Source organism: Plantactinospora sp. B5E13 (assembly GCF_039871775.1).
In the GTDB taxonomy this organism is placed as follows: Bacteria; Actinomycetota; Actinomycetes; order Mycobacteriales; family Micromonosporaceae; genus Plantactinospora.
The window spans coordinates 133,209-152,241 of sequence record NZ_JBDPLT010000012.1 but is presented as its reverse complement, the minus strand read 5'-3'; the positions used below and the strand labels follow the sequence as shown (position 1 = coordinate 152,241).

Sequence of the window (19,033 nt, the reverse complement as noted above, 5' to 3'; positions counted from 1 at the left end):
GACGGGCGGCGCGACGCCGGAGATTGACGTATCGAAATTGGTTCCCTTAGGCTGGGCAGGTCGGCGGCGGTAAGCGCTTTCCATTTCCCCGTTCCTCCAGTCCGGGAGCGCCCGTATGAGACGCCACCGCACGACCGTCCTCGCCCTGCTCGCGATCGTGACCCTGTTGCTGGGCACGGCGCCCGTCCCCGCCTCGGCCGCACCCCGGTTCCGGGTCCTGGTCTTCTCCAAGACGACGAACTTCTACCACGACTCGATTCCGGCCGGCATCGCCGCGATCCAGCGGCTCGGCGCCGAGCACAACTTCGAGGTCGAGGCGACCACCGACGCGGCCGCCTTCACCGACGCCAACCTCGGCCGCTTCGACGCGCTGGTCTTCAACAACACCAACTCCACCCCGGAGTCCGGTGACCTGCTCGACGCGGCGCAGCGGGTCGCGTTGCAGAACTTCGTCCGGGCCGGTGGCGGCTGGGTCGGGCTGCACGCCGCCTCGGCCAGCGAACGCGACTGGGCCTGGTACGAGGGCCTGGTCGGCACCATCTTCGACTTCCATCCCGACTTCTCCGCCACCGGCGGCACGTACCCCGGTCGGATCAAGGTGCTGGACGACGCGCACCCGTCCACGAAGGACCTGCCGGAGCTGTGGGAGCGCGGCGAGGAGTGGTACAACTGGCGCACCAACCCGACCGGGAAGGTGCACACCCTCGCCCAGGTCAAGGTCCGGGACGGCATCCCCGGGCTGGACGAGGGGCACGACCACGCGTACTCGTGGTGCCAGAACTACGACGGCGGCCGGTCCTGGTTCACCGCCGGCGGGCACGCCGGCTCCGCCTTCGCCGAGCCGGCGTTCCTGACCCACCTGCGCGGCGGCATCGAGTGGGCGGCCGGCGCCGTGCCGGGCGACTGCGGCGCCACCCGGACCGGCGACTTCCAGCGGGTGCCGTTGGTTACCGAGGACCTGGCCGACCCGTTCGAGCTGGCGGTGGCACCGGACCGGCGGGTCTTCTACATCCAGCGGACCGGCGCGGTCAAGGTCATCGACCAGGAGACACTGGCCGTCCGTACGCTTGTCGACTTCGCCTACACCCCGACCCAGACCAGCCAGTCCGACGGGCTGCTCGGGCTGACCCTGGACAACAACTTCGCCACCAACAACTGGCTCTACCTGCTCTGGTCGGACAAGACCGCCAACCAGCTCAACCTGTCCCGGTTCACGGTCGCGGGCGACACGATCAGCATGGGCAGCGAGCGGCGACTGCTGACCATCCCCACCTACCGGGGCGAGGGCCGGGCCAACTCGCACATGGGCGGCTCGTTGGCCATGGACCGGCACGGCAACCTCTACGCCGGCATCGGGGACAACACCGATCCCTTCGAGTCCGGCGGCTTCACCCCGATCGACGAGCGGGCCGGCCGGCGGGCCTGGGACGCGCAGGCCACCTCCGGGAACACCAACGACCTGCGGGGCAAGATCCTGCGAATCACCCCCCGCGCCGACGGGACGTACGCGGTGCCGGCCGGTAACCTCTTCGCCCCCGGTACGGCCCGGACCCGGCCGGAGATCTACGCGATGGGGATGCGCAACCCGTTCCGGATCACCGTCGACCCGCTCACCGACGCGCTGCTGGTCGCCGACTACGGGCCGGACGCCCGGGCCGCCAACCCGAACCGGGGGCCGGAGGGGACGGTGGAGTTCAACCGGATCACCAGTGCCGGCAACTACGGCTGGCCGTACTGCACCGGCGACAACGTGCCGTTCAACGACTACAACTTCGCCACCTCGACGCCGGGGCCGAAGTTCGACTGCGGCGCCCTGGTCAACAACTCGCCGAACAACACCGGGCTGACCAACCTGCCGGCGGCCCGCCCGGCACTGGTCTGGTACGCCTACTCGGCCTCGGCCGCCTTCCCCGAGCTGGGCACCGGCGGCGGCGGGCCGATGAGCGGCCCGGTCTACGACTACGACCCGGCCAACCCCAGACCGACGAAGTTCCCGGAGTACTACGAGGGCAAGTGGATCGTCTACGAACTGACCCGGCAGTGGTGGAAGACGCTGTCGATCCACGACACGGCGCAGACCTTCGCCGACCCGCGCTTCGGTCCGACCCGGGTCGGCGACCTCCAGTCGATCAACGGGATCTTCGGTGACATGAGCTGGATCCAGCCCTTCGAGGCCGAGTTCGGCCAGGACGGCTCGCTCTACGTGATCGACTTCGGGGTCGGTAGCGGCAGTGGCCGGGGCGGCAGCAACGAGGGCGCCGGGATCTACCGGATCGACTACGTGGCGAACGGCCGGCCGCCGGTGGCGAAGGTGGGCGTGGACCGCGACAGCGGCCCGGGACCGCTGACGGTGCGGTTCTCCAGTACCGGCTCCGCCTCCGCCGACGGCACGCCGATCACGTACGCCTGGGACCTCGACGGGGACGGCGACACCGACTCGACGGCGACGAACCCGACGTACACGTACTCCGAGCGGGGTCAGTTCACCGCCCGGCTGACCGTGACCAGCGCCCGTGGGCTCAGCTCGGTGGCGACCGCGCAGATCACGGTCGGCAACACCCGGCCGGCGGTGGCGTTGAGCGTGCCGAACGGCGGCTTCTTCGACTTCGGCGACCAGATCCCGTACGCGGTGACGGTCACCGACCCGGAGGAGAGCGGCATCGCCTGCGACCGGGTGGTCACCCAGACCCACCTCGGCCACGACAGCCACAGCCACCCGATGGACAACTACCTCGGCTGCTCGGGCACGGTCACCACGGAGGCGAACGGTGGGGACGGACACGGGCCCGGCCAGAACCTCTACACGGTGCTGACCGCCCAGTACACCGACGGCGGCGCGGCCGGCGGGGTGCTGGCGCTGGTCGGCTCGGTCTGGCACGAGTTGCAGCCGAAGAACAGGGAGGCGGAGCACTTCGACGCCGCCCAGGGGATCCAGGTGCTGGAGCGGACGACCGCCCGGGCCGGCCGGCGGGTCGGCGACGTCGACCACGGCGAGTGGATCAGCTTCGGTCCGGTGAACCTGACCGGGATCGGCTCGGTCACCGCCGCGGTCAGCTCGGGCAGCACCGGCGGCACCGTCGAGTTCCGGGCCGACTCGCCGACCGGGCAGCTGCTCGGCACGATGCCGGTCGGCAGCACCGGCGGCTGGGACAACGTGGTCTCGCCGACGGTCAACCTGGCCAACCCGGGCGGGACGTTCACCCTCTACCTGGTCTTCGTCAACCCGGCGCAGGCCGGCGGCACACCCGACCTGCTCTCCCTGGACTGGCTGCGCTTCAACGGCGCGGGGGTGAAACGGGAGACCGGCGGGACGGTCTCGGTCACCGCGAACCCCCGGACCGGGACGGCGCCGCTGTCGGTGGCGTTCACCGGTACGGCCACCCCGGCGGCCGGGCGGACCATCACCGACCGGGCCTGGGACTTCGGTGACAACACCCCGGTCGTGCACGGCACCTCGGCCACCCACTCGTACGCCCGGCCGGGTACCTACACGGCCCGGCTGACGGTCACCGACAGCGCCGGAGCCACGATGTCGAGTCATCTGACCATCACGGTCCGCTAGGTCTGAACGGTCCGGAGGGCACCTTCCTGCCGCCCGGGCGGTAGCCGGTGGCACGGAAGGGGCCCTCCCGGCCAGGCGGCCGGGCGAAGCGTGGCAAGGATTACAGCGCCAACCGCGCTGACCAGTTGGAACGTCGGGCCACCGGCTGCGTAGACTCTGCACCGGCCATCCAGAGCGACCGAGAGACCTGGCTCGTCGACGTCGCAGCAACCCCCCACCACGGGTGCGGGTGCTACCGCCAGGACCGATGGAGGTTCGCAGTGCCTACCACCCGGGCCGAGCGGTCGAGCCGGCTCCATGTCACCTGGCACCGGTGGCGTCGACATGTCGACCTGTGCCGGATCAGCACCATGCTCTGTCGCGGTCACGCCTGACCCCGCCCGCCGGTCGGCGGATCTCCGACCATCTGATTGATCCCCTCGAGGCGGTTGACCTCGACGCTGCGGCACGCCCACGACCGGTGCACGGTCGCGGGCCGCGCGTCCGTGTCGGCGTCGCCCGCCGGATATTTCCTGGAGTTTCCACACAATGCGCCTCAACACCCTGACCACCCGCCTGCTCTCCGGGGTCGCCGCCGTCGCGTTGCTCGGTGCGGTCGCGGCCTGCGGCGGAGGTTCCGCCGACAGCGCCGACAACCCGTACGACCTGCTGCAACCGGGCACGCTGCGGGTCGGCACGCTGACCGACGCGCCGCCGAACGTCTTCCTCAAGGACGGGAAGTTCACCGGTTTCGACAACGACCTGATGACCGCCGTGGCGCAGAGGCTGGGCCTGAAGGTCGAGTTCGTCGGCACCGAGTTCTCCGCACTGCTCGCCCAGGTCAACAACCACAAGTTCGACGCCGGCTCGTCCTCGATCACCATCACCGAGGCGCGGAAGAAGACCGTCGACTTCACCAACGGCTACGACTTCGGCTACTTCGGACTCGACGTACCGGCCGGCTCGCCGATCAGGAGCTTCGCCGAACTGAAGGGCAAGCGGGTCGTGGTGGTGCAGGGCACCGTCCAGGACGACTACGCCACCGCCGAAGGGCTCGACCCGGTCCGGGTGCCGGACTACAACGGCGCGATCAACCAACTCAAGGCCAAGACCGCCGACGCCTGGATCGCCCCGGCCGAGATCGGTGAGAAGTCCGCGCAGGACAGTGGCGGGAAGATCGTACTGGCCGAGAAGCAGCTCAGCTCGGCGCCGACCGCGTTCGCGGTGGCCAAGGGGAACGACCCGCTGCGCGAGGCCCTGAACAAGGCGCTCGACGAGGTGGTCCAGGACGGCACCTGGACCCGCCTCCAGGACCAGTACTACCCGGGTCGGCCGATCCCGGAGACCTTCAAGCCGGGCAGCGGCACCGTGACCTTCCCACCGGTGCAGGCCGGCGCTGGCAGCACGCCGAGCGGCGCCCCGACCGCGCCGGCCAGCCCGACCGGTACGCCGGCGGCCTGACCCTCCACAGGAGACGAGCGAGCAGAGACAGGTGGAGCGATGGAGACGCTGAGGACGTTGTGGGAGACGTTCTTCGACCTGGAGTCGATGCGCGAGGCGCTACCCGAGATGCTCACGGTCGGGCTGCGTAACACGCTGCTGCTGGCGCTCGTCTCCGCGATCCTGGGGACCCTGCTCGGCATGCTGCTGGCCGTCGCCGGCCTGGCCCGGACCCGATGGTTGCGCTGGCCGGCACGGATCTACACGGATGTGTTCCGGGGGCTGCCGGCCGCGGTCACCATCCTGCTGATCGGGGTCGGGTTGGCCCCCCTCGGGCTCGCCTGGTGGGGACCCAACCCGTACCCGCTCGGCATCCTGGCCCTGTCGCTGATCGCGGCGGCGTACATCGGGGAGATCTTCCGGTCCGGCATCCAGAGCGTGGAGGCCAGCCAGCTGGAGGCGACCCGGGCCCTGGGGCTGTCACACGCCGCCGCGATGCGTCTGGTCATCATCCCGCAGGGCGTACGCCGGGTCCTGCCGGCCTGGGTCAACCAGCTGATCGCCCTGATCAAGGACTCCAGCCTGGTCTACTTCCTCGGCCTGGTGGCCAGCCAGCGGGAGCTGTTCCGGATCGGCCAGGACTACGCCGCGAACACCGGAAACGAGTCGGCGCTGCTGCTCGCCGGCCTGTGCTACCTGGCCATCACGGTGCCGCTGACCCACCTCGTGAACTGGGTCGACCGGCGGTTGCGCGACGGTCGGGCCGCCGGGCCGGAGCCCGAGGATCCGCTGGCGCCGGCCGGCGAGACCCCACTGCCCACGTCGACGGAGGGAGGCCCCCATGTCCGACGGTGACCGAGCCGAGCCGTCGACGGACCGGGTCGGCGACAACCGGACCGTGGCGGTGACCGACCTGACGTCGCCGGCCGTCTCGTCCGACCCGGCCGCCGGCCGGGTCTTCGAGTCGGTGAGCGTCGCCACCCGGGACGTCCACCTGGCGTTCGGACGCAATCCGGTGCTGCGCGGCGTCGACCTGGAGGTCGGCCGCGGCGAGACCGCGTGTGTGATCGGCCCGTCCGGTTCCGGGAAGTCGACCCTGCTCCGGACCATCAACCGGTTGTTGGAGCCGGACCGTGGTGACGTGCTGCTCGACGGGCAGAGCGTGCTCTCCGGCGACCCGGACGAGTTGCGCCAGCGGATCGGCATGGTGTTCCAGCAGTTCAACCTCTTCCCGCACATGACCGTACGGCGCAACGTGACCCTGGCCCTCCGACAGCTCAAGGGCCTCTCCCGGGACGAGGCCGACGAGGTGGCACTGCGCCAGCTCGACCTGGTCGGCCTACGGCACAAGGCGGACGTACGACCGGGCCGGCTCTCCGGCGGTCAGCAGCAGCGGGTGGCGATCGCCCGGGCCCTGGCGATGTCACCCCGGGTGATGCTCTTCGACGAGGCGACGTCGGCGCTCGATCCGGAACTGGTCAAGGGGGTGCTGTCGCTGATGGCCGACCTGGCCGGACAGGGCATGACCATGGTCGTGGTGACCCACGAGATGGGGTTCGCCCGGCAGGTCGCCGACCAGGTCGTCTTCATGGACCAGGGCCGGGTGGTCGAGGCCGGCCCACCGGCCGAACTCTTCGCGGCGCCACGCAGTCCCCGGCTCCGGCAGTTCCTCTCCCAGGTGCTCTGACGGTCCTCCCCCGGGTGCGCTGACGGCGGTCTCCCGCGCGGGTACGGCGACGACGAACCGTCGGCCCTCCGGGTAGGACCGCCGCCGGTGTGGATTCCGACGATCCGGTCCTCGTCTTCCTCGCCTCCGCGACCCCGCCCCACCAGGCGGTCGCGCTGCGGATCGAGGGAGCACCACCGGCCCAGTGGCAGGCGACCGTGCTCTACGACTCCGCCGAGACCGTCACCGTCTCCCTGGCCGGGCTGAACACGGTCGACCTCCTCGCCCGACTGCGCCGGCTCCGGGTGCCGGCCGAGATGGTCTACCGGGAGATCCGCGACCTCGGGATCGACTGGGATCCCGAGCAGGAGGTACGGCAGCGTTCCGAGGCGGACATGGCCGACTGGCGGAAGCGGGATCACGAGCACCGGGAACAGCTCAAACGCGAGTTCCTGCGCCGGCAGGCCGAGGACTGACCGGAAGCCGGGACGGGGTCGCCCCCGAGCACGGCGGGCGGCCGTGGGCGGTCATGGACGTGCTCCCGACGCGTGGCGCCTCGGGAGCACGTCCGCCGGTGCCGGTCGGGTCAGCCGCCGTTGATCACAAAGGTCGATCCCGGTTCGACCACGATGTTGCCGGTGGCCGAGTTGGTGATGGTCACGTTCGTCAGGGTCGCGCTGCCCCGGGCGCCGCCCATCGCGAGGATGCCCGCGCCGTTGTTGGACCGGTCGATCCGGACGTTGCTGATCACCACCCCCGGCATGTTGCCGCCACCGGTCTTGAACTGGATGCCGTCGTACGTCGAGTCGTGGATCTCGGTGTCCCTGATGGTGACCCCGACGATGTCCCGGGTCGCCGGGAAGAGTGTGATCGCACCAAACTCCTGGTCCTCGTTCCAGAAGGCCCCGCCGGTGCGGTAGAGGGCGTTGTTCGCGATCAGTGTCTGCCCGGAGAACGGCAGCGGGCTGTGGTCGGTCGCCAACATGATGCCCGGGTAGTTCATCGTGTCGTAGATCAGGTTGTTCTCGATCGAGTTGCCGTAACCGCCGTAGATCGCGATGCCGTTCGCCCGCCACGGCAACTGGACGGTGTTGTTGACGAAGTGGTTGTCGTGGGCGATGTCGACGGACTGGTCCTTGACGTACGGGTTGGCCCAGACCGCGAGCGCGTCGTCACCGGTGGTCCGGAAGGACGAGTTGAAAACCCGCGAGTTGCGGGTGCCGTTGCTGAAGTTGATGCCGTCGGCGTACGTGTTGCGGATCCGCATGCCGGTGAACTCCAGCCCGTCACCGGGTCCCCACAGCTCGGGGATGTTGTCGAAGTCGCGACCGACCCAGGCGCCGACGTTGGCGTGCTCGATCCAGACGTTGCTGATCCTGGTGTTGCGGCCGAACCGTCCGTTGAGCCCGACGCCGCCCTCGGCACCGCCGGGTCCGCCCCGGATCCGGCCGGAGCCGAAGATCGCGATGTCCGAGATCTGGGTGTTGTCGTCGATGTCGAAGCCGAAGTTGCCCTCGTGCGGGTGGTTGATGCCACCGACCACCAGGTGCGGCTCGGTCAGCGTGTAGAGCTGGGAGTGCCACATCCCGGCGCCCCGGATGGTGACGTTGCGGATGCCGACCTGGTTGTGCTGTCCCCGGTTCAACGGGTCGTCGGTCAGGATCTTCTGTTCCTGCCGCCACTGCCCGGCCGGGATCCAGACGCAGCCGATCACCCCGTTCTGGTCGTCGGTCACCGCCCGCTGGATGGCCGCCGTGTCGTCGATGCCGTCGCCCGGCACCGCGCCGTACGCGGTGATCGAGGTGCAGCCGGCCGGTTGGTCCGCCGCCGGCGCCACCTGCTCCAGGTCGACCAGGTCGATGATGTGGAAGGCGGCCGTGTCGGACGCGTCCCGCTGCAGCCGGAACCGGGTGCCGGCCGGGTACGTCTGGGACAGCAGCGCCTGGGACTCGTCGAAGAGCCGTCGGGCGTCGCTCTGCGGGGTGTTGGTCAGTCCTTCCGGCTCATCGGTGTTGCCGTAGAGCCAGCTGTGCCGGGACGAGAACGTCAGCTTCCGGACGAAGGTGTCGTTGACGTAGAGGCTGATGGTGGCCTCGGTGCCGCCGCCGCCCGGCGCGTCGGGGATCGAGTTGCGGACCACGATGGCGTTCGCCGGGTTGGTCGAGGTGACCTCGACGAACTGTCCGGTGCCGGTGAGCCGTACCGACCTGCGGCCGGAGGACTCGGTGGCGAAGTTGGTGTGTCCGAAGGTCCGCAGCGGGTCGGCCTCCAGCAGGGTGCCCTGGTAACGCCCGTCCTCGGCCTCGTACGACACCCACGGGACGGCCGCGCCGCGACCGACGACGATCGACCGCGTACCGATGTTGTTGCCCTCGTTGGTCTCGGCGACGACGTTTGTCGCGTCGGCGGTGGCGGTGATGGTGGCGCCGCCGCTGGTCGCCGTCCAGCTGCCGCTGATCGGCACCTGGGCGGTGGCCCCGGCGGGGATCGACGGGGTGCTGGTGTTCAGGGTGGTGCCGCCGACCACGAGCCGGGTGACGGTGGTCGCGCCGGTCGCGGTGGTGCCCCGGTTGTGCACCGCCACCGTGAAGGTGACGGTCGCGCCGACGGCCGGGTTCGTCGGGTTGACGGTGATGCCGGAAACCTGCAGGTCGGGCCCGGGCGCCTGGGCGACGACCAGCGGCGAGGTGGTGGTGAGGCTGTTGTTGCCGTTGTCCTGCTCGATCACCGTGTCCGTCGGGTCGACCACCACCGCGACCGGGTAGCTGCCCTGCGGCCGGGTACCGACCTGGTGGGTGACGGTGGCCGAGGCGCCGGCCGCCAGCCCGGCGACCGGCGCGCTGCCGACAACCGTGCCGCCGAGACTGAAGTTGACCGTGGTCGCGGCGGCGGCCGCCGAGCCGGTGTTGCGGACCGTGGCCGCCAGCGTGATCGGGGTCGTCTCGGTCGGCGCCGTCGGCGTCCAGGTCGCCGCGGTGACCACCAGGTCCGGGTTGGCCGCCGGGGTGCCGCAGACCTCCAGCTCGGCCACCTGTCCGGACGGTGCGCCGGTGTTGCTGTTGAACCGCAACTGCACGGCGGCGGTGGTCGCGGTGACCGGGATCGACACCACGTTGCTGCCCTGGACGAACTGGTGGTTCGCCGCCGAGACCAGGTTGGTGAAGGTGCCCGAGGCCTGGTCACGGCCGAGGATCTGGAAGTTCTGGGTACGGGTGCCCCACGCCGGGTCCGGGTTCAGCTTGACGTTGACCCCGGTGACCGCGTGGTTCGCGCCGAGGGCGACGGTCAGGGACTGCGGGAAGCCGGCGGCTCCCTCCCAGTACGTGTCCAGTGCCCCGTCGTTGGCCTTTTCCGGGGTGTAGACGAAGGTGGAGCCGGTCGCCGTCATCGGCTTGCCCCGGGCGACGTTCTGACATCCCGGCTGTTGGCTGCCGGTACGGGTGACGGTGTTGCCGGGCGCGGAGAGGTTGCCCGCGACGTCGCGGGCCCGTACCTGGTAGGAGACCGTCGTCGAGAGCGGCGGGTTGTCCTCGAAGGTGGTCACCGCGCCGACCGTCTGCAGCAGCGCGCCGTTGCGGTGGATGTCGTACCCGGCGAGGCCGCTGCCGCCGGTGTTGTCGGTCGAGGCGCCCCAGCTCAGCCGGATCGTCGTACCCGACTGGGTGTAGGAGAGGGTGCCGGGCACGCTGGGCGGGGTGGTGTCGGTGGGGCCGCCGCTGGGCCCGTACACCTCCAGTTCGGAGAGTTGCCCGGCCGGCCATCCGCTGTTGGCGCTGATGCTGACCCGGACGTGGCGGGTGGTGGTCGCGGTGAAGCTGACCGTCACCGAGTTTCCGTCGACCGCCGGGTTGAAGGTGTACGTCCGCGAGCCGACCAGGTCGGTGAAGGACGATCCGTTGGTGCTGCCCTGCACGCTCAGGGTCTGGGTCCGGGTGCCCCAGCCGGAGGTCGGCAGCCGCAGCACGACTCGGTCGACGGTGACCGAAGAGCCGAGGTCGACCTGTAGCCAGCCCGGGAAGGCGTGGTTGACGCTCTCCCAGTAGCTGCCCTGGTCGCCGTCGACCGCCCGGGACGGGGCGTAGACGTCGGCGTGACCACTGGCCTGGGTGGGTCGTCCCTGGGCGAGGTTGCCCTCGGCGAGGATCCGGACCGGCCGGTCGGCCGGCAGGTCCGGTCGGGCGGCGGCGGGGGTGGCTGGTGCCGACAGCCCGACGGTGGCGACCACGGTGGCCGCGACGACCGTCGCCACCCCCGGGACACGTCTGGATCGTCTCATCGCTGTTCCTTCCGGAGCGGACGGTGCCCGGGGTGGTGGTCCCACGAGCGCAGGCGGATCTACCCCGATGGGATGCCATCGGGGTAGAAGTTGCGGCTGTTAGTCAGAAAAAGAGCAGAGGTTTGTTTAGTTCTTGCGGCGGGTTGTCCAGAGGTTACCGACCTGCTACCAGAGCGTCAATACGTCCAACCTGGTCGATGACCGGAGCGGTACAGTCCAGCGGTGATCTTCCACATCGCCGAGGCGGCGGACTGGACGGCGGCCCAGGCCAGCGGGGACTACCGGGTCTCGACCCGGGGCCGCACCCTCGCCGAGGAGGGCTTCGTCCACGCCGCCCGCCGGGACCAGGTCCTCGGGGTCGCCGAGGCGTTCTACGCCGACGCCGGCCCGCTACTCCTGTTGGGCATCGACCCGACCCGGCTCTCCGCACCGGTACGCGACGACGAGGTGGCGCCGGGTGTGGTCTTTCCGCACATCTACGGACCGATCAACCTGGATGCCGTGGTGGCCGTGACGCCGCTCGTCCGTGGCGCCGACGGCACCTACACCCTGCCGTCGCCCTGACCACCACTCAGGAGCACTGACCTGCGCATTCTCACCGGCCGGACGAGAACGATCGAGACATGCAGCGACGATGATGGATGAAGACGTCACCGACTGCGTACACTGCGGCACGTGGCGGGGCAGATAACAGACGGGCCACGGCGGGGACGCCGACGGGGAGAACCGACCGTGGCGAGCATCGCCGAACTGGCCGGGGTGTCGAAGCCGACCGTGTCCAAGGTGCTCAACGGCCGGTCCGGGGTGGCGTTGGAAACCCGGCGACGGGTGGAGGCGCTGCTCCGCGAGCACGGCTACCGGCGCCCGGACAAGACACCGGCCAGCGCCACCCTGGAGGTGGTCTTCTACGGCCTGGAGAGTCACCTGGCGATCCAGATCATGCGCGGGGTGGAACAGGTCGCCCGACGGCACGAGCTGGCGGTCGGGTTCATCGAGGCGAACGGCCGCACCGCGCCGGGCCGGTCCTGGGCGGAGCAGCTGCTGGCCCGCCACCCGGTCGGGGTGATCGCCGCGTTCTCCCGGTTCACACCCGAGCAGCACGCCCAGCTCGCCGCCAGCGGGATACCGCTGGTGGCCCTCGACCCCACCGGCGAACCGATGCACACCATCCCGTCGGTCGGCGCGACGAACTGGAGCGGCGGCATCGCCGCCACCCGTCACCTGCTCGACCTCGGCCACCGCCGGATCGCGGTGATCAGCGGGCCACCCGACTACGTGGCCGCCCGGGCCCGGTTGGAGGGGTGCCGGGCGGCGATGGAGATCGCCGGGCTGCGGCTCGACGAGCGGCTGGTCCGCAGCGGCCGGTTCTTCTTCGAACGCGGCCGCGACTTCGGTCTCGAACTGCTCCACCTGGCGGACCCGCCGACCGCCGTGGTCTGCGGCAACGACCTGCAGGCCCTCGGCCTGTACGCGGCGGCCGCGCAACTCGGCCTGCGGATTCCGCAGGACCTCAGCGTGGTCGGCTTCGACGACATCGACAACACCCGCTGGTGCTCGCCGCCGCTGACCACCGTCCGGCAGCCGCTCGCCGAGATGGGCGCCACCGCCGCCGAGATGGTGCTCGCGGTGGCCGCGGGTGAGCCGCTCCTCCAGCACCGGGTCGAACTCAGCACCACCCTGGTCGTACGCGAGAGCACCGCACCGCCGGCCCGCACCTGACGTCGCCCCCGCCCCGGCTCTGGTACCACCGCCCGATCCGGTCAGGCGTATCTGATGTCCAGGTGGTCGAACCGCCCGTCCCGGAACCGCTCCCCGATCCCCTTCCGGAACGGGTTGCCGCAGTTGGTGAGGCTGAGGTGGGACAGTTTCCGGCACTCCAGCAACGCCTCGACGTGGGTGATCCGCTTGCTGTTCAGGATGGTGAGTTCCACCAACTCGGGCAGTTCCCGGAAGACCCGGCAGTCGATCTCGGCCCGGAGTCCGTTCAGTCGCAGCGCGCGCAGGGTCGGGAGGGTGGCGAGGCGGGCGACCGGGAAACGGGTCCCGGTGCCGCCGATCTCCATGGCCCGCAGCGGAGCGGTGATGTGCGCGAAGACGTCCACGTTCCCGAGGTGGGCCAGTTCCAGGTGACGTAGCGTCGGCAGGTCCCGGATCTGCCGGAGCACCTCGTCATCACCGAGGGCGGTGTACAGGAACTCGAGCGGGGGCAGCGGGTCGAGGATCTGGGCGAGGGGCGGTACGGGACTGGAGTTGACGAACATGACCGCGCGGAGTCCGGGAAGGACGGCATCGGCGGCCAGCGGCGCCTCCGGGACCGGCGAGAGGTGGTCGTGGCTGATCACGAGGGTGGGCAGGCCGGCCGGCACGCCGGTCGGGGTCAGCAGGGGCACCAGCGGCGTCGGCAGGTGCAGCGCGGCGAGGTTCCCCAGGTCGGGCAGGAACGCCGGCAGCCTCGGCCTCCGCAACTGTGCCCGGGACGGGCGCAGGTGCAGGGACCGCACCCGGGCCGCCTCCTCCGGCGTCATCGTGCCACCCCAGGGGATCCGTACCCCGCCGTCGTCCGTGTAGTCGTAGCACTCGGTGACGTTGCCGACGCAGTAGCGTCCGTCCCCGACCGGCGGACGGAGGTACCGGTACCGGCTCGCGGCGAATCCGTCGGCCGGTTCGTTCCCACTCATCGCGGGTCCCCGTCCCCCATCCCGCTCTCAGTTCCCGAACTGCCGCTCGACCAGGGCCAGCAGCGCGGCGTGGGTCTCCTGGTCCGCCGCCACCAGCAGCCCGCCGGCACCGGTGTGCACCGGCTGCCCCCGCAGGCCGGTCACCACGCAGCCGGCCGCCCGGCACAGGGCGATGCCGCTGGCGAAGTGCACGCTGTCCCGCAGGTCGCCGTCGGTCACGTACGCCGCCCGCCGCCCGGCCGCGACCCAGGCGACGGCGAGGGTGGTGGAGAGCACCCGGGGAAGGAAACGCTCGGCGAAGCCCTCGTCCGCCAGCAGTCGTACGGCCCGGAAACTCGGAAACGGCGGGTCGAGGTTGACGTCCACCAGCCGGGACCCACCGGACGGGAGCAGTTTCTCGTCCACCCCGTCCCGACGGACGTACGCCTGGTCGCCGTCGGTCCAGAACACCTCGCGGGCGAAGGGGTCGGCGCTGGCCGCGGCCGTGACGTCGGTTCCGGTGCGCAACGCGACGTTGACCGCGACCAGCGGGGTCCGGGCGGCGAAGTTCAGCGTGCCGCAGAGCGGGTCGACGAGCCAGGTCCGGTCGGCATCGCCGGCGCCGCTCCGTCCACTCTCCTCACCCAGCACGGCGTCGTCCGGACGGGCGGATCGGAGCAGGTCGAGGATGGCCTGCTCCGCCTCCAGGTCGGCGGCGGTGGCGAAATCCCCCGCGGACTTCTCGACGCGCTCCAGTTCGGCGCCGTAACGGGACCGGACGATCTCGGCACCCGCCTCCGCCGCCGCGACGGCCAGCATGGGATCAGTGAGCGACATGACTGGACGATACCGACGGATCTCCGCCCCGCCCGATCCGGTGTCGCCCGCGCCGCTACCGCCAGGTAGCGGTGTCGGGGTCGATGCCATGGGCGCGCGCAGCGGCGTCGATACTCCGCCGGAACCACGTTGCCAGGCCGGCGCGGATGCCGTCGTAGTGGGCGGCGAATCCCGGATCGGCCTCGAACATCCGGCCCAGACAGACCTGCATCTGCCGGGTGAGGGGAAAGTACGAGGCGAAGATCTCGCGGTGCCGCTCGACGAGTTGGTTCGCCGCTGGACTGCCAGGGATGACCCCGGCGTCCATCGCGTCCCCGAGCACACGCTCGAGGTCGGCGACCGCATCGGCGATCGCCTGCCATTCCTCCGGACCGCGGGAGGCTGCGCGTTCGACGTACTGCTGCCACTGCGTCGTGCCTCCGTAGCGCTGCCGGGCCTGGGCGGGCCAGTCCGGGTTCCATCGGGGGCCGAAGATCGCGGCCTGCTGCTCGACGGTGAGCAGCAGGCCGCGCTCGTGGGCGTCGATCATCCGGTCCAGTCCGATGCCGAGCTGCTGGAGGCGGTCGATCCGTTCGGTCACCTGGGCGCGCTGGGCGCGCAGTGCGTCGGGCACGTCCGCAGCCGAGTCGTCCAGGATGGCCCGGATCCGGTCCAGGCCGAGGCCGAGCTCCCGGTAGACGACGATGCGGTGCAGGCGTTCCAGATCGTCGGCGGTGTAGAGCCGGTATCCGCCGGTCGTACGCAGCGACGGTCGCGCCAGACCGATGTCGTCCCAGTGGTGCAGCGCGCGGACCGTCACGCCCAGCCGCGCCGAGACCTGACCGACGGTCAGGCCGTCGGCGTCGGTGACATCAGACATGCTCCGCATTGTCGCCGCGACCGGCCGCCGGTGGGCTGATCCCGATGGCCTCAAGGTTGCGCGCCTCCTGACTGTCCGGATCGAAGGGCTTGGCCGCGGTGAAGACGATCCGTGCGTTCTCGGGGGTGATCACCTCCACGTCGCGGGTGTTCCAGGGCGTGTCCCGTGGGCCGTCGACCGAGTCCGGGCGCACCGCACGACAGTCCTCGACAAGGGAGTCGACCTGGTTGAGCACGCAGGAGAAGCTGACGCTCATCGCCGGTGCCTGCGCCGGAACCGTCGGCGCCGAGACGAGGAGCACGTCCTGGAACGCCCACCGGCGCAGGTGCACGAGGGTGCCGGGGATGCTGAACAGCTCGAAGAATCCCAGCCCTCGAACCCAGAAGTCCACCGACGTCGCCAGATCGGTCGTGGGGATCGTCACGAAGGCGGGCATGCCGTAGATGCCCCGGAACAGCTCCGGCGCCACCGCGTCCGGACCGGGAGTGGGCACCGGGCTGAGCTCGAAAGCGTTGTAGTGGTCGCTCATGTGCCCAACCCTCCAGCCTGACGTCACGTGAGGGTCAAGTCGGATCCGCGCATCCGGTCCGTCGGCTGCGGGCGGCCGACGTCATGGCCGGGGGCCGCTGCGCTCGAGCCGCAGGACGGCGTCGTCGTCCGGGGTCCGGACCGGCTCGTGATGGTCGGTGAGGTCGCGCAACCGCCTGACCGGCGAGGCGAGCAGGACCGCCGGAATGCACACCGCTGCGGCAACGAAGATCAACAGGGTGGTCCGGGCACTGAGCAGACCGGCCAGGAGCCCGGCGAGCAGACCGCCGATCGGGATCGCCCCCCAGGAGACGAACCGCACCGTCGCCATCACCCGCGGCAGCAGTTCGGGCGGGCTGGCGATCTGCCGGTAGGTACGGGTCACCACGCTGAGCACCACCACACCGATCGAGAACACCACGTTGCCGATCGCGAACGCGGCCAGCGCCGGCCAGCCGGTGCCGAGCGGCACGACAACCGCGCCGGCGACCGCGACGAATCCCGCGACGATCAGGGCGCGGGCGGTGCCGAGCCGGTTCGTGATCCGGTTGGTCAGGGTCGCACCGAGCAGGGTGCCGACCCCGTCGGCGGCCAGCAGCACCCCGACCAGACCGGGCGTCAGGTGGAGCTCCCGGATCAGGTAGAGCGTGTAGAGGGCGTGCTGGGCGCCGCAGACGGCGTTGGCCGCGGTGGCGGCCCACATGCAGGGGCCCATCACCGGGTGCCGGACCACGAAGTGCCAGCCCTCCCGGATCATGGCCCGGACCGGCGGCCACCGGTCCGGTGCCGTCGACCGACGCTCCGGCAGGGTACGCAGCAGCAGTGCCGAGACGAGGTAACTGACGGCGTCGACGAGCAGGGTCGGCACCGCGCCGATCAACTGGACGAACAGGCCACCGATGGACGGGCCGCCGAGCTGGGTGGTGGCGTGGGTTCCGGAGGTCAGGCTGTTCCGGGCCTGCAACTGCTCCTTGCTGACGATCGAGGCCAGGAACGTCGAGTTGGCCACGTCGAAGAGGACGTCCGCGAAATTGATCACGAGTGCGGTGACCACCAGCTGGGCGATCGTCAGGTGCCCGGTCCACCAGGTCAGCGGGATCGACACGACCGCCGCCGCACGGGCCAGGTCGGCGACGATCTGCACCCGGCGCATCGGCAGCCGTTGCACGATCGCCCCGGCCGGCAGGCCGATGACGATCCAGGCCAGGTAGCTGGCCGCGACGATCAGGCCCATCTCGAACGCGGAGGCGTGCAACACCGTCACCGCAGTCAGCGGCAGCGCGACCGCGCCGACCGCCGAGCCGAGCCCGCTGGTCGTGCCGGCCGTCCACCACCGCCAGAAGACCCTCGCGCCGCCCTCACCGTCCGTCATCATTCCCCCGCCACGAGTAAGTTCCAGAATGAAACGCACTATACTTGACCTCGTGAAACGGTCTGAGCTCGCGGACGCCGACTGCGGCATCGCCCAGGCGCTGGGAGTCATCGGCGACTGGTGGACGTTCCTGGTGATCCGCGACGTGGCGGGCGGGAACACCCGGTTCGACGGCCTGCAACGGGAACTCGGGGTCAGCCGTCGGGCACTCACCGAACGCCTCGCCGGGCTCGTCGCGCACGGCGTACTGGAGAAGCGGGCGTACTCCACCCGGCCACCGCGCTACGACTACGTCCTCACCCCGAAGGGCGAGGGCCTGCTGCCGACCCTCATCGCGCTGCAGGACTGGGGCACCCGGCACGTGATGGGTGACGGCGCGCTGACCGCCACCGCCGAGGACGGCTCGGCCGAGAGCCGCCGGGTGCACGAGTTGGTCGGCCGGAAACTGCCGGACGTCGTCCTGCGCCGGCACGACGACACACCGGTCCCGGTCACCGCACCGGACGGCCGCTGGACCGTGCTCTACTTCTTTCCCGGCGCCTTCGCCCCCGGCGCCCAGAGCCTGCCGCCGGGCTGGGCGGAGATCCCGGGCGCCCGGGGCTGCACCCTGGAATCCCTCACCTACGCCTCCCGGGCCGTCGACTTCGCCGCCGCCGGCGCCGAGATCCGGGGAGTCAGCACCCAGCGCCCGGACGAACTGGCCGCCTTCGCCGAGTACGCCCGGCTGCCGTACCCGTTGTTGTCCGACCAGGACAGTCGACTCGCCGCCGGGCTGCTGCTGCCGACCTTCCGGGCGGCCGGCGTCGACCGTTTCAAGCGGCTGTCGCTGCTGGTGGACCCGGACGCGGTGATCCGGGCGACCCAGTTCCCGATCACCGATCCGGCCGGCTCGGTGGACGAGATGCTCAGGCTGCTCCCCTGTCGGTAGCCGCCAACCGGGCGTCGGGCTGGCGTCGGCGGGGACGGCCCGCCCGCTCACCCGTCGGGGGTGAACAGGCCCTGGATGCCGACCACGATCGCGATCAACCCGAGGATCGCGAGCAGCAGTCCGGGCCCGCTCGCGGTGTCCCGGCGCTCCGCCTCCGGGGCCGACCGGCCGGTGAGCCGGGACCACAGCAGGGCGAGACCGACCGCGATCCCGACCACCTCGAAGTGGAACAGTCGGGGGCCGGTGGTCAGGTGGACCAGGAGGAAGTAGCCACCCGCCACCAGCGCGACGATCCCGACCACCCAACCGAACGGTCCGACCCGGGCGGCGAACCGGCCGAGGTCGTCGCCGATCCGGGGCAGGCGACGCAGCAGGGTGATCGCGAGCAGGAAGCCGCCGAGAATGTTGGCGAGATCAAGCAGCAGAGCCATGATCGCTCAATTGCCGGCCCACACCCCCAGCAAACGTGAAATTCGAGAAGAGTCGATTAATGGGTGGAGCACCGGTCCGGTACGACCGCCCGGGACCGGGCCCTACGATCGCAACATGATCGCGGAACTGCAGTGTGTGGTCCTGGACTGCCCCGACCCGGTACGCCTCGCCGAGTTCTACCGGTCCCTGCTGGGCGGCGGCGTCAACCAGCCGGATCAACGGTGGACGCTGGACGACGACTGGGCCACCCTGCACGTGCCGTCCGGCCTGGTGCTCGCCTTCCAGCGGGCGGCCGACCACCAGCCGCCACGGTGGCCCGACCCCGACCGTCCGCAGCAGTTCCACCTGGACCTCGGGGTGCCCGACCTGGACCGCGCCGACGAACAGGTACGGGAACTGGGCGCCACCGTGCTGGAGGAGGACGTCGACGGGCGCAGCTGGGCCGTCTACGCCGATCCGGCGGGTCATCCGTTCTGCCTGGTCCGGCACTGAGGGAC

Annotated in this window: 16 protein-coding genes and 1 riboswitch; of the genes, 9 read left to right on the top strand and 7 right to left on the bottom strand. The window is 70.8% G+C overall.

Annotated features, from left to right (window positions below):
• The first annotated feature begins 115 nt into the window (after window positions 1–115).
• The 5 genes from ABGB05_RS14030 (at window position 116) to ABGB05_RS14010 (ending at window position 7,123) form a co-directional block, all read left to right on the top strand.
• The gene (locus tag ABGB05_RS14030; RefSeq protein WP_347653709.1) at window positions 116–3,562 is read left to right on the top strand and encodes a ThuA domain-containing protein; all 3,447 of its coding nucleotides are present in this window, start codon (window positions 116–118) and stop codon (window positions 3,560–3,562) included.
• 162 nt (window positions 3,563–3,724) lie between these two features.
• Window positions 3,725–3,816, top strand: a riboswitch (SAM riboswitch).
• Between the two features lie 274 nt (window positions 3,817–4,090).
• Window positions 4,091–5,002, top strand: a complete 912-nt coding sequence (locus tag ABGB05_RS14025; RefSeq protein WP_347653708.1) for an ABC transporter substrate-binding protein — start codon at window positions 4,091–4,093, stop codon at window positions 5,000–5,002.
• Between the two features lie 39 nt (window positions 5,003–5,041).
• Window positions 5,042–5,836: an amino acid ABC transporter permease gene (locus tag ABGB05_RS14020; protein ID WP_347653707.1), complete on the top strand. Its 795-nt coding sequence runs from the start codon at window positions 5,042–5,044 to the stop codon at window positions 5,834–5,836.
• The gene (locus ABGB05_RS14015) at window positions 5,823–6,668 is read left to right on the top strand and encodes an amino acid ABC transporter ATP-binding protein (RefSeq protein ID WP_347653706.1); all 846 of its coding nucleotides are present in this window, start codon (window positions 5,823–5,825) and stop codon (window positions 6,666–6,668) included. Before ABGB05_RS14020 ends, ABGB05_RS14015 begins: the two co-directional genes overlap by 14 nt.
• 89 nt (window positions 6,669–6,757) lie before the next feature.
• Entirely contained in the window at window positions 6,758–7,123 is a 366-nt protein-coding gene (locus tag ABGB05_RS14010; RefSeq protein WP_347653705.1) for a hypothetical protein, read from the top strand.
• Window positions 7,124–7,233: 110 nt separating this feature from the next.
• On the opposite strand, the gene ABGB05_RS14005 is transcribed toward ABGB05_RS14010, so the two are convergent.
• Entirely contained in the window at window positions 7,234–10,923 is a 3,690-nt protein-coding gene (locus ABGB05_RS14005; protein ID WP_347653704.1) for a CARDB domain-containing protein, read from the bottom strand.
• Between the two features lie 222 nt (window positions 10,924–11,145).
• Between ABGB05_RS14005 and ABGB05_RS14000 the strand changes: the two genes are divergently transcribed.
• Window positions 11,146–11,487, top strand: a complete 342-nt coding sequence (locus ABGB05_RS14000; RefSeq protein ID WP_347653703.1) for a DUF952 domain-containing protein — start codon at window positions 11,146–11,148, stop codon at window positions 11,485–11,487.
• A gap of 168 nt (window positions 11,488–11,655) precedes the next feature.
• On the top strand, window positions 11,656–12,642 hold the full coding sequence (locus ABGB05_RS13995; protein ID WP_347653702.1) for a LacI family DNA-binding transcriptional regulator: 987 nt from the start codon (window positions 11,656–11,658) through the stop codon (window positions 12,640–12,642).
• Between the two features lie 41 nt (window positions 12,643–12,683).
• Here the strand turns inward: ABGB05_RS13995 and ABGB05_RS13990 are convergent, their stop codons facing one another.
• From ABGB05_RS13990 to ABGB05_RS13970, 5 genes are all read right to left on the bottom strand, one after another.
• Window positions 12,684–13,601 (bottom strand): hypothetical protein, encoded by a 918-nt coding sequence (locus ABGB05_RS13990; protein ID WP_347653701.1) that lies wholly within the window; start codon window positions 13,599–13,601, stop codon window positions 12,684–12,686.
• Window positions 13,602–13,628: 27 nt separating this feature from the next.
• Entirely contained in the window at window positions 13,629–14,417 is a 789-nt protein-coding gene (locus ABGB05_RS13985) for an inositol monophosphatase family protein (RefSeq protein ID WP_347653700.1), read from the bottom strand.
• Window positions 14,418–14,472: 55 nt separating this feature from the next.
• Complete coding sequence (locus ABGB05_RS13980; RefSeq protein ID WP_347653699.1) at window positions 14,473–15,276, bottom strand: MerR family transcriptional regulator; 804 nt, start codon at window positions 15,274–15,276, stop codon at window positions 14,473–14,475.
• On the bottom strand, window positions 15,269–15,805 hold the full coding sequence (locus ABGB05_RS13975) for a hypothetical protein (RefSeq protein ID WP_347653698.1): 537 nt from the start codon (window positions 15,803–15,805) through the stop codon (window positions 15,269–15,271). The genes ABGB05_RS13980 and ABGB05_RS13975 overlap by 8 nt, the downstream gene beginning before the upstream one ends.
• An 81-nt stretch (window positions 15,806–15,886) precedes the next feature.
• Complete coding sequence (locus tag ABGB05_RS13970) at window positions 15,887–17,176, bottom strand: MFS transporter (protein ID WP_347653697.1); 1,290 nt, start codon at window positions 17,174–17,176, stop codon at window positions 15,887–15,889.
• A gap of 52 nt (window positions 17,177–17,228) precedes the next feature.
• Here ABGB05_RS13970 and ABGB05_RS13965 point away from each other — a divergent pair, with 52 nt between their 5' ends.
• Window positions 17,229–18,104, top strand: a complete 876-nt coding sequence (locus tag ABGB05_RS13965) for a winged helix-turn-helix transcriptional regulator (protein WP_347653696.1) — start codon at window positions 17,229–17,231, stop codon at window positions 18,102–18,104.
• A 47-nt stretch (window positions 18,105–18,151) separates the two neighbouring features.
• On the opposite strand, the gene ABGB05_RS13960 is transcribed toward ABGB05_RS13965, so the two are convergent.
• Entirely contained in the window at window positions 18,152–18,535 is a 384-nt protein-coding gene (locus ABGB05_RS13960) for a hypothetical protein (RefSeq protein ID WP_347653695.1), read from the bottom strand.
• A gap of 115 nt (window positions 18,536–18,650) precedes the next feature.
• On the opposite strand from ABGB05_RS13960, the gene ABGB05_RS13955 reads away from it, so the two are divergent.
• A complete protein-coding gene (locus ABGB05_RS13955; RefSeq protein ID WP_347653694.1) occupies window positions 18,651–19,028 on the top strand; it encodes a VOC family protein in 378 nt (125 codons plus the stop codon).
• The last annotated feature ends 5 nt before the right edge of the window (window positions 19,029–19,033 follow it).

Coding starts and splice junctions, on each gene's coding strand:
- ABGB05_RS14030 (WP_347653709.1), top strand. CDS start 116: ATGAGACGCCACCGCACGACCGTCCTCGCCCTGCTCGCGATCGTGACC.
- ABGB05_RS14025 (WP_347653708.1), top strand. CDS start 4,091: ATGCGCCTCAACACCCTGACCACCCGCCTGCTCTCCGGGGTCGCCGCC.
- ABGB05_RS14020 (WP_347653707.1), top strand. CDS start 5,042: ATGGAGACGCTGAGGACGTTGTGGGAGACGTTCTTCGACCTGGAGTCG.
- ABGB05_RS14015 (WP_347653706.1), top strand. CDS start 5,823: ATGTCCGACGGTGACCGAGCCGAGCCGTCGACGGACCGGGTCGGCGAC.
- ABGB05_RS14005 (WP_347653704.1), bottom strand. CDS start 10,923: ATGAGACGATCCAGACGTGTCCCGGGGGTGGCGACGGTCGTCGCGGCC.
- ABGB05_RS13990 (WP_347653701.1), bottom strand. CDS start 13,601: ATGAGTGGGAACGAACCGGCCGACGGATTCGCCGCGAGCCGGTACCGG.
- ABGB05_RS13985 (WP_347653700.1), bottom strand. CDS start 14,417: ATGTCGCTCACTGATCCCATGCTGGCCGTCGCGGCGGCGGAGGCGGGT.
- ABGB05_RS13980 (WP_347653699.1), bottom strand. CDS start 15,276: ATGTCTGATGTCACCGACGCCGACGGCCTGACCGTCGGTCAGGTCTCG.
- ABGB05_RS13975 (WP_347653698.1), bottom strand. CDS start 15,805: ATGAGCGACCACTACAACGCTTTCGAGCTCAGCCCGGTGCCCACTCCC.
- ABGB05_RS13970 (WP_347653697.1), bottom strand. CDS start 17,176: ATGACGGACGGTGAGGGCGGCGCGAGGGTCTTCTGGCGGTGGTGGACG.
- ABGB05_RS13960 (WP_347653695.1), bottom strand. CDS start 18,535: ATGGCTCTGCTGCTTGATCTCGCCAACATTCTCGGCGGCTTCCTGCTC.
- ABGB05_RS13955 (WP_347653694.1), top strand. CDS start 18,651: ATGATCGCGGAACTGCAGTGTGTGGTCCTGGACTGCCCCGACCCGGTA.